At 58.3% G+C, this 13,224-nt stretch carries 11 protein-coding genes; 8 read left to right on the top strand and 3 right to left on the bottom strand.

The window, feature by feature from the left end; translation table 11 throughout:
- Positions 1-22: 22 nt before the first annotated feature.
- Together rocF and ACR0J4_RS02795 are read left to right on the top strand one after the other, a co-directional pair.
- Positions 23-943 (top strand): arginase, encoded by a 921-nt coding sequence (gene rocF / locus ACR0J4_RS02790; protein WP_170642108.1) that lies wholly within the window; start codon positions 23-25, stop codon positions 941-943.
- The gene (locus tag ACR0J4_RS02795) at positions 943-1,986 is read left to right on the top strand and encodes an ornithine cyclodeaminase (protein ID WP_170642110.1); all 1,044 of its coding nucleotides are present in this window, start codon (positions 943-945) and stop codon (positions 1,984-1,986) included. The genes rocF and ACR0J4_RS02795 overlap by 1 nt, the downstream gene beginning before the upstream one ends.
- A gap of 257 nt (positions 1,987-2,243) precedes the next feature.
- Here the strand turns inward: ACR0J4_RS02795 and ACR0J4_RS02800 are convergent, their stop codons facing one another.
- From ACR0J4_RS02800 to dctP, 3 genes are read right to left on the bottom strand one after another with little or no spacing between them, the layout of a single operon-like run.
- Complete coding sequence (locus tag ACR0J4_RS02800; RefSeq protein WP_170747286.1) at positions 2,244-3,647, bottom strand: TRAP transporter large permease; 1,404 nt, start codon at positions 3,645-3,647, stop codon at positions 2,244-2,246.
- Between the two features lie 3 nt (positions 3,648-3,650).
- Positions 3,651-4,280, bottom strand: a complete 630-nt coding sequence (locus ACR0J4_RS02805; RefSeq protein WP_170642114.1) for a TRAP transporter small permease — start codon at positions 4,278-4,280, stop codon at positions 3,651-3,653.
- Positions 4,281-4,338: 58 nt separating this feature from the next.
- A complete protein-coding gene (gene dctP / locus ACR0J4_RS02810; RefSeq protein ID WP_170551300.1) occupies positions 4,339-5,355 on the bottom strand; it encodes a TRAP transporter substrate-binding protein DctP in 1,017 nt (338 codons plus the stop codon).
- 416 nt (positions 5,356-5,771) lie between these two features.
- On the opposite strand from dctP, the gene acs reads away from it, so the two are divergent.
- The 6 genes from acs to ACR0J4_RS02840 all read left to right on the top strand — a co-directional run bounded on the left by acs (position 5,772) and on the right by ACR0J4_RS02840 (position 13,222).
- Entirely contained in the window at positions 5,772-7,736 is a 1,965-nt protein-coding gene (acs, locus tag ACR0J4_RS02815; RefSeq protein WP_170642116.1) for an acetate--CoA ligase, read from the top strand.
- Positions 7,737-7,743: 7 nt separating this feature from the next.
- Positions 7,744-8,427, top strand: a complete 684-nt coding sequence (locus tag ACR0J4_RS02820) for an adenylate kinase (protein ID WP_170376643.1) — start codon at positions 7,744-7,746, stop codon at positions 8,425-8,427.
- Between the two features lie 181 nt (positions 8,428-8,608).
- The gene (locus tag ACR0J4_RS02825) at positions 8,609-8,893 is read left to right on the top strand and encodes a DUF4212 domain-containing protein (protein WP_170376639.1); all 285 of its coding nucleotides are present in this window, start codon (positions 8,609-8,611) and stop codon (positions 8,891-8,893) included.
- Positions 8,894-8,908: 15 nt separating this feature from the next.
- Complete coding sequence (locus ACR0J4_RS02830; RefSeq protein ID WP_170551306.1) at positions 8,909-10,693, top strand: sodium:solute symporter family protein; 1,785 nt, start codon at positions 8,909-8,911, stop codon at positions 10,691-10,693.
- A gap of 102 nt (positions 10,694-10,795) precedes the next feature.
- On the top strand, positions 10,796-12,619 hold the full coding sequence (locus ACR0J4_RS02835; protein ID WP_170551309.1) for a DUF294 nucleotidyltransferase-like domain-containing protein: 1,824 nt from the start codon (positions 10,796-10,798) through the stop codon (positions 12,617-12,619).
- A gap of 84 nt (positions 12,620-12,703) precedes the next feature.
- Complete coding sequence (locus tag ACR0J4_RS02840; RefSeq protein WP_170551312.1) at positions 12,704-13,222, top strand: PRELI/slowmo family protein; 519 nt, start codon at positions 12,704-12,706, stop codon at positions 13,220-13,222.
- Positions 13,223-13,224 lie beyond the last annotated feature (2 nt).

The raw sequence follows: 13,224 nt of genomic DNA on the forward strand, positions 1-13,224 counted from the left end.
ACTGTCACGTTACATGAAGCATATGGATACGAAGAACATAGTTTTAGTTGGCGCCCCCATGGACGCGGGCAAGCGTCGGCAGGGTTGCCGAATGGGCCCCGATGCCTACCGCGTGGCCGGGCTGGATCGCGCCCTTTCGGATCTTGGTCATACGGTGACCGACTACGGAGATATCGCCCCAGATCCGGTCGAGATCCCGGACCATTCCCACCTTTTCGCCCTGCCCGAGTGTATCGGGTGGACGCAGGCTTTGGCCCGGGTCGCGACTGAGGTTTCGCCCCAAGGTGTGCCAATCTTCATGGGCGGCGATCATGCCTTGTCGATGGGAACCGTGGCTGGAATGGCGGATCATGCACAGCGCGTCGACCGGCCTCTGTTCGTTCTGTGGCTGGACGCCCATAGCGATTTTCACACCCCCGGCAGTACAGACAGCGGCAACCTGCATGGAACACCTGTCGCCTACTTCACCGGCCAGCCTGGGTTCGAAGACTTTCCACCCTTGCCCGCCTTGGTTCCTACAAACCGCGTTGGAATGATCGGATTGCGTTCGGTCGATCCCGCAGAACGAGCCGCGCTTGAGAAGAACCACGCCATGCTGGCCGATATGCGCAGCATTGACGAACATGGGATCAAAGCGCCCCTCATGGCCTTTCTGGACCGCGTGAGCGCCGAGAACGGCATCCTTCACGTGTCGCTGGATGTTGACTTCCTCGACCCTGCGATCGCGCCCGCCGTTGGGACAACGGTGCCCGGAGGGGCCACCGAACGCGAGGCCCATCTGGTCATGGAGCTTCTGCACGAAAGCGGGCTGGTCTGCTCTCTCGATCTGGTCGAGTTGAACCCCTTTCTGGATGAACGCGGACGCACCGCAAAACTCATGGTCGATCTGGCCGCATCCCTGATGGGACGCCGGATCTTTGACCGCCCCACTCGGAGTTTCTGATGACTGTACCCTCAGACAAGGCCCTGGTGCCCTTTGTTTCCGTCGACAACATGATGCGGCTGGTTCACCATGTCGGCGTCGAAAAGATGATCATAAGGATCGCCGAACAGATCGAAGCCGATTTCAAACGCTGGGAAAGCTTTGACAAGACCCCTCGGATTCCGGCGCATTCCCCGCATGGGGTGATCGAACTCATGCCGACATCGGATGGTGAGGCCTACGGGTTCAAATACGTCAATGGCCATCCAAAGAACACGTCTGAAGGGCTGCAAACAGTAACGGCCTTTGGACTGCTCGCGGATGTTTACACGGGCTACCCGACCCTTCTGACCGAGATGACCATCCTGACCGCCCTAAGGACGGCGGCGACATCGGCTTTGGTCGGTCGTTATCTGGCCCCCAAGGGTGCCACCACCATGGCCATGATCGGCAATGGCGCGCAGTCTGAATTCCAATGCCTGGCCTTCAAAGGCATGTGCGGCATCGACACCGTGCGGCTCTATGATACGGACCCGAACGCCACCACTAAATGCGCAGCCAACTTGCAAGGCAAAGGCCTAAAAGTAGTGCCCTGCAAAACCGCCGAAGAGGCGATTGAGGGCGCGCAGATCATCACGACCTGCACCGCGGACAAGAAATACGCCACGATCCTGACCGACAACATGGTCGGCCCAGGTGTCCACATCAACGCGATTGGCGGCGACTGCCCGGGAAAGACTGAGCTACATCGCGACATCCTTCTGCGCTCGGAGATATTCGTGGAATACCCCGAGCAAACCCGGATCGAAGGCGAAATTCAGGCTTTGGAAGATGACCATCCTGTCACTGAGCTGTGGCAAGTCATGACCGGTCAGGCACGCGGTCGAACAGACGATAAGCAGATTACTCTGTTCGACAGTGTAGGCTTCGCCATCGAGGACTTTTCGGCTCTGCGCGTCATCAAGAGTGCGGTCGCGGAGACTGACTTTTTCGAGCCGCTGGACATGCTGGCCGACCCTGACGATCCCCGCGATCTGTTCGGGATGCTCATGCGCGCGGGCTAACTTCCTTCCGATCCCGCACCGAGCCAATGTCGAATTGGGGGCTCTGCCCCGCCGCTCGTTCCGGGCGACTCCCCCGGGATATTTTTAGCCAGATGAAGAAACGTATCGTTAACCTTGGCTCAGTACGCTTCCTTTGTGGTACAGGCGGAGCCGATGACCGCGCCAGGTGAAGCTCTCCGACGTTGATGTTGGAGAGCGAATCCCTGCTTCATCTGGCTAAAAATATCCCGGAGCGCGAGGCAGAGCCTCGCAAACTCCTAGCCTGCCAAAGACGGCAAGTAGAGAACGATGCCCGGAAATGCCACAAGAAGCGCAATGGTGGCCGCGTCTGCCAGGAAGAACGGGGTGACCCCCTTGAACACATCCTGAACACTCAGGTCCGGCCGGACCCCTGCAACCACAAAGCAGTTCAGACCAATGGGTGGCGTGATCAGACAGAATTCGGCCATTTTCACAACTAATATCCCAAACCAGATCGCGCACATTGGGCCGGACATGCCAAAAGCGCTGTCTGCGGCGCTGACGGTTTCCCCTCCGTTCAGGGCCATGACGGCGGGGTAGACGACGGGTAAGGTCAACAGCAACATCCCGATGGCATCCATGAACATGCCCAACACGGCATAGGCCAGAAGGATGCAGATCAGGATCAGCATCGGCGACATCTCAAGCGAGGTGATCCAATCCGAGAAGGCGCCCGGAAGGTCTGCGAAGCCCAGAAACCGAACGTAGATCAGCACGCCCCAGATGATTGAGAAGATCATGGCCGTCAGCTTAGCTGTCTCTAACAGAGCTGATTTGAACTCGGGCCAGCGCATGCCATGAACCAGGGCGAAACAGAATACAATGAACGCACCTATGGCTCCGCCTTCAGTTGGGGTGCCCCAAGCCTGTTCGCCGAAAGGGTTGTAGACGAAACAGATGATGATCAGGATGACGGCAATGATCGGGATCGCCCCGGGCAGCGCTTGGAACCGTTGTTTCCAAGTGAAGCCGGTGACCGGAGGGCCAACGGATTTGAACACAACCGCGATACCGACAATGAGCAAGCCATAGATCACGGCAGAAAACGCTCCGGGAATGAAGCCCGCCAGCAGCAGCTTGCCGACGTCCTGTTCAACGATGATGGCATAGATCACAAGGATGGCTGACGGCGGGATCAGAGAGGCCAGCGTCCCTCCAGCAGCGACGACGCCCGCGGCGAAGCGCTTGTTGTAACCAACGCTCTGCATTTCGGGAATCGCGATACGGGCAAACACAGCCGAGGTGGCGACCGAGGCACCAGAGACGGCGGCAAACCCTGCCGTGGCGAATATGGTAGAGACCGCGAGGCCTCCGGGAACCCAGGCGATCCAGCGTTTGGCCGCTTCGAAAAGCGCGCGCGTCAGGCCTGCGTAATAGGCGAGGTATCCGATCAGGATGAAGGTCGGGATCAGGCTGAGCGTATGGGCGGCGACCTTAGAATGAGGCACCTGCCCTGCAGTTTTGACGGCGACGGTGAGAGCTTTGCCAAACCGGTCGGGATCGTAGCCGAACTTGGCCCAGAAAATCCAAACCAAGCCGAACAACCCGGCCAGACCTGCTGCAAAGGCCACTCGCATGCCTGTGACCACAAGGACAAGCAGCCCAGCCGTTACCCAAAGGCCGATGTCAATCGTGTCCATCTGTTAGTCCTGCCCTTCGAACTGCTCTGCCTCTGCGGCAGCCTGTGCGGCGGCGTCTTGGATCAAGGGCACCGCCACGGGTGCCTCAAGCCCAAGAACAAACGCGCGACCATAGCCCCAGATTTGCAGCACCAGCCGGAGTGACAAGACCGAGAACGCCACCGGGGCCAGCAGTTTCGCGGGCCAAAGCGGAATGCCTATGTCAATTGAGCTATCGCGGCTCCACATCGGCGCGCCGAAATCAAAGGATCGGTCAAAATGGGACCAGCTGCCCCAGACCAATGCAAGCATCAGGACAAGGATCAGGATGACCGAGATTAGCTCGAACAACCACAGCGCCCGTCCGTGCAGACGCGAGATCACAATGTCCATCCGGATATGGCCGCCATCGCGCTGCACGTAAGAGATGCCGAGAAAGGCGATCAGAGGCATCGCCTGTTCGATCCAGTCAACATAGCCCGGCAACGGCGCGTTTATCGCGTTGCGGCCGCTGACCGAGACGACGGCCAGGACCATCAGTCCAAAGACGGCTATTCCGCTGATCAAGGCGAGAGCCCGCTCCAACCTCAGCAATTGCTGATCTATCTGGCTAAGGCGGCTGCCATCCTCCAGCACCGTGGCCTGTCCCGCCATTCCGGTGATCCCCTTTGTCAAGAAAGACCGGGCGCAAGGACGCGCCCGGTGAATGCGATCAGTTGCCGCCGCGCTGTTGCGTCAGTGTGGTCTGAACCAGATCGTAGAGGTCCTGCGCTGGCAGGCCCTGCGCGCTCATATCTGCTATCCACTGCTCGCGGATCGGATCGGCGGCCTTAGCGCGGAACTCTTCGATGACCGCGTCGTCGATCATAACTTTCTGCACGCCCTTTTCTTCCAGAACGCTGTCCCATTGTTCCAGAAGTCCAGCATAGTTGGCCAAATAGTGCGCAATGGCCTCATCAATTGAGCTATCAAGCGCTTCGCGGTGCTCAGGCGACAGCGCTTCATAGGCGTCGATATTCGCAACCACTGGGCAATTCACGGTGCCGGGGTTGAGGTTTGCCGTCCACCAATCCGCCTCATTGATCGTTCCGAAGGACAGGTGTGCGTGCTGGGCGAAGGCGACGGTATCGACCACACCCGATTCCATAGCATTAAACGCCTCAGTCGCAGGGACAGAGGTTGGGACGCCGCCCACGGCCTCAAACGCTTTGCCCAGACCACCTGTTGCGCGTACGCGCATGCCTTCGAACGCGGCCAGGTTGTCGCGTGGATCGCCGGTGCCGACCAAATTGTACTGCGGCATAGGCGAGGTCATCAGAATTCGCGCATTCCATTGCGCCATCTCATCAGCCACCGCTGGGTGATCATAGACCGCATGGCTAACGGCAACCTCTTCTTCCAGATTGTTCACTCCCAGAAACGGCAGCTCCAGCACGGTAATCGCGCGGTTCTTGTCGCGGTGATAACCGGCACAGAACTGCGCAATCTCGAATGCGCCGATCTCGATGCCATCCAGGTTCTCGCGCGGCTTCGACAGGCCGCCATAGCTGACATTGATCGTGAACTCTCCACCGGTTTTTTCCGAGACCAGCTCGGCCAGTTTTTCGACATGTTCGGTAAAGGCGCGGCGCTTGCCCCAGACCGAGGCGTTCCATTCGGTGGCTGCGGCCTCGGACACGAACGCAACGCCAAGGGCGGCGACGGCGGCACCGCTCAGCATCTTTTTCATAATATCTTCTCCCTTTGATGCGCCCCCTCCCGAGGCGCTTGGAAAGATGCTAGCGCCAACATGTATACGTGCCAACCCCTGCTTCCTGATAGGTGATTTTCAAGCACATCTTTTGACTCTTGTTGTTCGACGACATAGCTGCGGATCACCACGGAAACACCCCTCATGGGCCGATCAAAAAAATTACATCTTTAATGTTGTTTTTTCACGTTATTTTTCAGAAAGTCGAAATTTTTTGACTAATTTACTTCGTTCAGAAAAATTTCTTTACAAACAAATCCAAGGAATACGGCAATTTATTTCATTATTTTCTGAACCCGGCCATACTTCGATTGGGGAGGAACGGGATCGACAATGCTCAAATAACGGGCAAGAGACGTCCCATAGTTATCCAGCCTAGAGGGAGGAGCCTCAACATGACCACCGCTGCCCAGGCAGATGCCAAGACCTATCCGCCAACCGCAGAAACCGTTGAGCGGGCGCATGTCGATGCCGCGAAGTATGAAGAGATGTATGCCGCATCGGTTAACGACCCGGACGCGTTCTGGGGCGAACACGGCAAGCGGATCGACTGGATCAAGCCCTTTATGCAGGTCAAAGATGTCAACTACGATTTCGGCTCGGTCAAGATCAACTGGTATGCCGATGGTACTCTGAACGTCTCGGCCAACTGCCTGGATCGCCATCTGGAAACTCGCAGTGATCAAACCGCAATCATCTGGGAACCGGATGATCCAAATAATGCGGCCCAGCACATCACCTATGCCGAGTTGCACCGCCGCACCTGTCGCATGGCCAATATTCTGGAATCTATGGGCGTGCGCAAAGGTGATCGCGTCATCATCTACCTTCCGATGATCCCCGAAGCCGCCTATGCCATGCTGGCCTGCGCGCGCATCGGTGCGATTCACTCGATCGTTTTTGCAGGCTTCTCGCCTGACGCTCTGGCGGCCCGTGTTAACGGTTGCGACGCCAAAGTCGTCATCACAGCAGATGAAGCCCCGCGCGGTGGCCGTAAAACACCGCTGAAATCGAACGCAGACGCGGCTCTGCTGCACTGCAAGGACAGCGTCAAATGCCTGGTCGTCAAACGCACGGGTGGTCAGACCACGTGGATTGACGGGCGTGACTACGACTACAACGAAATGGCGCTTGAGGCCGATGACTACTGCGCCCCAGCCGAGATGAGCGCGGAAGACCCGCTGTTCATCCTTTACACGTCGGGTTCGACCGGCCAGCCTAAAGGTGTAGTTCACACCACTGGCGGCTATCTGGTCTATGCCGCAATGACCCATGAGATCACCTTCGACTATCATGAAGGCGACGTGTACTGGTGTACGGCAGACGTGGGTTGGGTCACTGGCCACAGCTATATCGTCTATGGTCCGCTGGCCAATGGTGCCACAACTCTGATGTTCGAAGGCGTGCCGACTTACCCAGATGCAGGTCGTTTCTGGGAAGTTTGCGCCAAGCACAAGGTCAACCAGTTCTATACAGCCCCAACCGCGATCCGTGCCCTGATGGGACAAGGAAGTGAATGGGTCGAAAAGCACGATCTCAGCGACCTCAAAGTTTTGGGTACCGTGGGTGAGCCAATCAATCCCGAAGCCTGGAACTGGTACAACGAGGTTGTCGGCAAGGGCAAATGCCCAATCGTCGATACGTGGTGGCAGACTGAAACTGGTGGTCACCTGATGACCCCCCTGCCCGGCGCGCATGCGATGAAGCCCGGCTCGGCGATGAAACCGTTCTTTGGCATCGAACCGGTGGTCTTGGACCCGCAATCCGGCGTCGAGATTGAAGGAAACGGTGTCGAAGGTGTTCTGTGCATCAAGGACAGCTGGCCCGGTCAAATGCGCACCGTTTGGGGCGATCATGAGCGGTTCGAGAAGACCTATTTCTCGGACTACAAAGGCTACTACTTCACCGGCGACGGCTGCCGTCGCGACGAAGGTGGTGACTACTGGATCACTGGCCGCGTCGATGACGTTATCAACGTCTCGGGCCACCGTATGGGTACTGCCGAGGTCGAAAGCGCGTTGGTCGCGCATGCCGCAGTGGCCGAGGCCGCCGTCGTGGGCTATCCCCATGAAATCAAAGGACAAGGCATCTATTGCTATGTCACTCTGATGAATGATCGTGAGCCTTCGGATGAGCTACTCAAAGAGCTGCGCACCTGGGTTCGGACCGAGATTGGCCCGATCGCCTCACCTGACGTTATTCAGTGGGCCCCCGGTCTGCCCAAAACACGCTCGGGCAAGATCATGCGCCGTATCCTGCGCAAGATCGCCGAAAACGACTTTGGCTCGCTGGGCGATACGTCCACTCTGGCTGATCCGTCGGTCGTCGACGACCTGATCGCAAACCGAGCGAATAAGTGAGGGCATGATGGACGCTGCGACCATGACAACTCCTGCTGTTCTCATCCTTCTCGGCCCTCCGGGCGCCGGGAAGGGCACTCAGGCGCGCATGCTGGAAGACAAGTTCGGTCTAGTGCAACTCAGCACCGGTGACCTTCTGCGTGCGGCTGTTGCCGCAGGCACCGATGCCGGAAAGGCGGCCAAAGCCGTGATGGAGGCCGGTGAACTGGTCAGCGACCAGATCGTCATCGACATCCTGCGTGACCGTATGGCGGAACCCGACTGTGCCAAAGGGGTCATTCTGGATGGCTTCCCCCGCACCACCGTTCAGGCCGAGGCGCTGGATGGTCTTCTGGCTGAAAAAGACCAGAAGATCAGCGCCGCGATCAGCCTTGAGGTTGAGGACGCGGAAATGGTGATCCGGATCTCGGGTCGCTACACCTGCGCCGGTTGCGGTGAAGGCTACCATGACACGTTCAAGAAACCGTCGGTCGACGGCACTTGCGACAATTGCGGCGGGACCGAGTTCAAGCGCCGGGCCGACGACAACGCGGAAACCGTTGCCTCACGCCTCAGCGCCTATCACGCACAGACAGCCCCACTGATCACCTACTACGACGGTCAGAGCGTTCTGAAGCGGACGAACGCCATGGGCAAGATTGAAGACATCGCGCGCGACTTGGAGGACATCGTCGCCAGCGCGGTGAACTAAGGGAGGGAGACAGACCGTAAGGCCTTGATCCTTAAACAGAATACTTCGATGCACCGCCTTGGCGGAACAGAGGAGTTTTGTCAGATGCCACGGGGTATCTGTCACATTCGAGAAGCGGTCCGGCGCGCTGGAGGAACGAAGCAAAGGACCGCCCAACGAGGAAGCGAAGGAGGAACCCGCAATGGCGGATCAATCTACCAACTCCGCGCAGACTGCCGAAGCCGATAAGGGCTATTGGCAGGCCAACCTGCGCCTCATCTACATCAGCCTCGCGATCTGGGCGCTGGTGTCGTTTGGATTCGGCATCCTGCTGCGTCCGCTGCTGTCCGGCATCTCTGTTGGCGGTACCGATCTGGGCTTTTGGTTCGCTCAGCAGGGATCAATCTTGGTCTTTCTGGTGCTGATCTTCAACTACGCCTGGCGCATGAACAAGCTAGACGCCGAACACGGCGTAGACGAAGAGTAAGGGAGAGCGGGGACAATGGATCAGTTTACCATCAACCTGCTGTTTGTTGGCGCGAGTTTTGCGCTATACATCGGCATCGCGATCTGGGCCCGTGCGGGTTCCACATCTGAATTCTACGCTGCTGGTCGCGGCGTTCACCCGGTCACCAACGGTATGGCGACAGCGGCGGACTGGATGTCTGCGGCCTCGTTCATCTCGATGGCGGGCCTGATCGCCTTTACCGGCTATGACAACTCGACCTTCCTGATGGGTTGGACCGGTGGCTACGTGCTGCTGGCTTTGCTGCTTGCGCCCTACCTGCGTAAGTTCGGCAAATACACCGTCTCGGAATTCATCGGCGACCGTTTCTACAGCCAGACTGCACGCGTCGTTGCCGTGATCTGTCTGATCGTTGCGTCGGTGACCTACGTGATCGGTCAGATGACCGGCGTTGGCGTGGCCTTTGGCCGATTCCTTGAGGTTTCGAACACTTCCGGTCTGCTGATCGGTGCCTGTGTCGTGTTTGCATACGCGGTGTTTGGCGGGATGAAGGGTGTGACCTACACCCAGGTTGCTCAGTACTGCGTGCTGATCACAGCCTACACCATCCCGGCGATCTTCATCTCGCTGCAGCTGACCGGCACGCCGATCCCCGCACTGGGTCTGTTCGGTGACACCGCAAGCGGTGAGCCTCTGCTGACCAAGCTGGACGCCATCGTGACCGAGCTGGGCTTCAACGAATACACAGCCCACCACTCGAACACGCTGAACATGGTTCTGTTCACGCTGTCGCTGATGATCGGTACTGCGGGTCTGCCGCATGTCATCATGCGCTTCTTCACCGTTCCCAAAGTGTCTGACGCACGTTGGTCGGCGGGTTGGACGCTGGTCTTCATCGCGCTGCTGTATCTGACCGCTCCTGCGGTTGGCGCAATGGCCCGTCTGAACATCACCGACATGATGTGGCCCAATGGTGGCATCGAAGGTGGCGCTGTCTCGGTCGAGGAAATCGACAACGATCCGCGCTATGACTGGATGCAGACGTGGCAGAAAACCGGTCTTCTGGATTGGGAAGACAAGAACGGCGACGGCAAGATCCAGTACTATAACGACAAGTCCGAAGCGATGACTGCTATCGCGGAAGAAAAAGGCTGGGTCGGAAACGAGCTGACAAAGTTCAACCGTGACATCCTGGTTCTGGCCAACCCCGAGATTGCCAACCTGCCGGGTTGGGTGATCGGTCTGGTCGCTGCCGGTGGTCTTGCGGCTGCTCTGTCGACCGCTGCGGGCCTGTTGCTGGCGATCTCGTCGGCGGTGTCCCACGACCTTGTCAAAGGTGCGATCAATCCGCAGATCTCGGAAAAAGGTGAACTGCTGGCCGCGCGTATCGCAATGGCCGTAGCCATCCTGGTTGCAACCTATCTGGGTCTGAACCCACCGGGCTTTGCGGCACAGACCGTGGCCTTGGCCTTTGGTCTGGCGGCTGCCTCGATCTTCCCGGCGCTGATGATGGGGATCTTCTCGACCCGCATCAACAACACCGGCGCGGTTGCTGGTATGCTGGCTGGTCTGGTTGTCACTCTGGTCTATATCTTCCTGCACAAGGGCTGGTTGTTCATTCCAGGCACCAACTCGTTCACCGATGCTGATCCGCTTCTGGGTCCGATCAAGTCGACCTCGTTCGGCGCCATCGGTGCAATGATCAACTTCGCAGTTGCGTATGTTGTTGCCGGCATGACCAAAGAGACTCCGCAGGAGATCAAAGATCTGGTCGAAAGCGTACGTATTCCCCGTGGTGCGGGCGCAGCTCAGAACAAATGAGCCTGATGCGGCCTGAGGTTCTTGCCAATGGCCGCGTCTTTCGATCCACTACTCCCGTCCGGCACACCACCGGGCGGGATTTTTGTTCCACGGAGTATTTAGATGCCCCTGTCCCATGACCAGATCACCCGGTTTCTGGAATCCGTACATCCTTATGACGCCCTACCCGCCGACGTTCTGGATGAGGTCGCAAAACAGATCGAGGTCTGGGAAGTTGACGAGGACTACCCAGTTTACGATCTGGGCCACAAACTGCCCGGCGTATTCGTGATCTATGAAGGACAGGTTGAAATCACGGATGAGAACGATGAGGTCGTTTCGCATCTGGGCTTGCGCAATTCCTTTGGTGAACGCGGGCTGCTTAAAGACGGCAAAGCCGCGACCAAGGCACGCGCCCATACCCCATCTGTGCTGATCGTACTGCCACCTGAACTGGTGCGAGAGTTGATCGACAACCATGATGTGGTCTCGAAGTTCTTCGATCGCTCTCGCGGAGGCCGAAGCGGTCCGCAGAGTCTTGCGACCAGCGCCATTGATGTCCTGATGGCGCACAATCCGGCCACCTGCCCTCCGGCCACGACCGTACGCGACGCCGCGCGCCTGATGCGCGACAAGGGGATTTCGTCGCTATGCGTGACAGAGGCCGACGATCTGGTAGGCATCACCACCTTGCGTGATATCTCGGGCAAGTTTGTGGCCGATGCAATGCCGGCGGATACTCCGATCTCACAGATCATGACGCCGAACCCAACCACCCTATCGCCATCGGATATCGGCTCGGATGTGCTGCACGTGATGATGGAGCGAGGGATCGGCCACATCCCGATTTGCGAGGGCGGACGTCTAGTCGGCGTCGTTACGCAGACAGACCTGACCCATTATCAGGCCGTGAACTCGGCAGAGCTTGTTCGCCGAATTGCCCATGCCGACACTGCCCAGGAAATGGCCAAGGTCACGGCAGAAATCCCTCAGCTGCTGGTGCAGTTGGTTGCGGGTGGCAACCGGCATGAAATCGTAACACGGCTGATCACGGATATCGCCGACACTGCCACGCGTCGGCTGCTGAGTCTTGCTGAAGCCGAACTGGGGCCCCCGCCCGTGCCATACCTGTGGCTGGCGTGCGGATCGCAAGGACGGCAGGAACAGACAGGTGTGTCCGATCAGGACAACTGCCTGATACTGGACGATGCGGTGACCGAAGATGACATGGCCTATTTCACGCAACTGGCCAAATATGTCTCGGTCGGGCTGGATACCTGCGGCTATTTCTACTGCCCCGGTGACATGATGGCGACCAATCCGCGCTGGTGTCAGCCGCTGCATGTCTGGCGCGACTATTTCAAGGGGTGGATCGCAAAACCGAACCCCGAAGCGCAGATGCTGGCCTCGGTCATGTTTGACCTACGCCCTATCGGCGGCTCGTTCGAGCTATTCGCCGATCTTCAGGCCGATACGCTAAACGCAGCCAATGCGAATTCGATATTTGTCGCGCATATGATCTCGAATTCGCTGAAACACACGCCGCCTTTGGGTCTGTTGCGGGGGTTTGCCACCATCCGCTCGGGCGAGCATCGCAATACGCTGGATCTGAAACATAACGGCGTGGTGCCGGTGGTTGATCTGGCGCGGATTTACAGCCTGCAGGGCAAACTGCCCGAGGCCAACACCCGTGCCCGCCTGAAAGCGGCTGAGGCAGCCGGTGTCCTCAGCCCCTCTGGTGCGCGTGATTTGCTGGATGCCTATGATCTGATTGCGGAAACTCGGCTGGAACATCAGGTCGCACTGGTCAAATCCGGGGAAAAACCCGACAATTACCTGCCGCCTACAAACCTGTCGGACTTTGAGCGCAGCCACCTGAGGGACGCGTTTGTGGTGGTGAAAACCATGCAATCCGCCGTTGGTCACGGCAAAGGAATGCTGGGTTAAAAACGTGAGATCAGGATCGCCCTCGGCGACCGTGTTTGAATTGAAAAGACTGGGCGAGGAACGCCCGAAGGCTGGAGAAGACCTATGTTTCTGGAATTGATCGGTACGATATTTGCGGGCTTTGCCTTTGCCGGAATCGTGCTGGTGCTGAACAAGCTAACCGGCGGAAGGTTGCCCCGGTGGGCCACGCCGGTTGCTGCAGGGCTGGGCATGATCGGAATGACGATCGCCAGCGAATACTCGTGGTACGACCGCACCCGCGAGACGCTGCCCGAAAGTGTCAGCATCATCCAAGAGGTCGAAAGCCGCGCGATTTACCGCCCCTGGACCTATGCCGTGCCTTTCGTGGACAGGTTCGCTGCCATTGACACCGACTCGGTGCGCAAGAACGAACAGGTGCCGGATGAAAGGCTGGTCGAGCTCTATTTCTTTGGCCGCTGGGCACCGGTCTCGAAGGTACCGGTGGTCGTAAACTGCGCCGAAAACCTGCGGGCCAATCTGGCCGACGGGGCCGAGTTTGGCGACGATGGCCGCGTTCTGAATGCCGACTGGATCAAAGCCGGGAACGGCGATCCGATCATCGAGGCCACCTGCGGAGTTTGATC

The sequence above is a fragment of the Ruegeria sp. B10 genome (assembly GCF_056539825.1).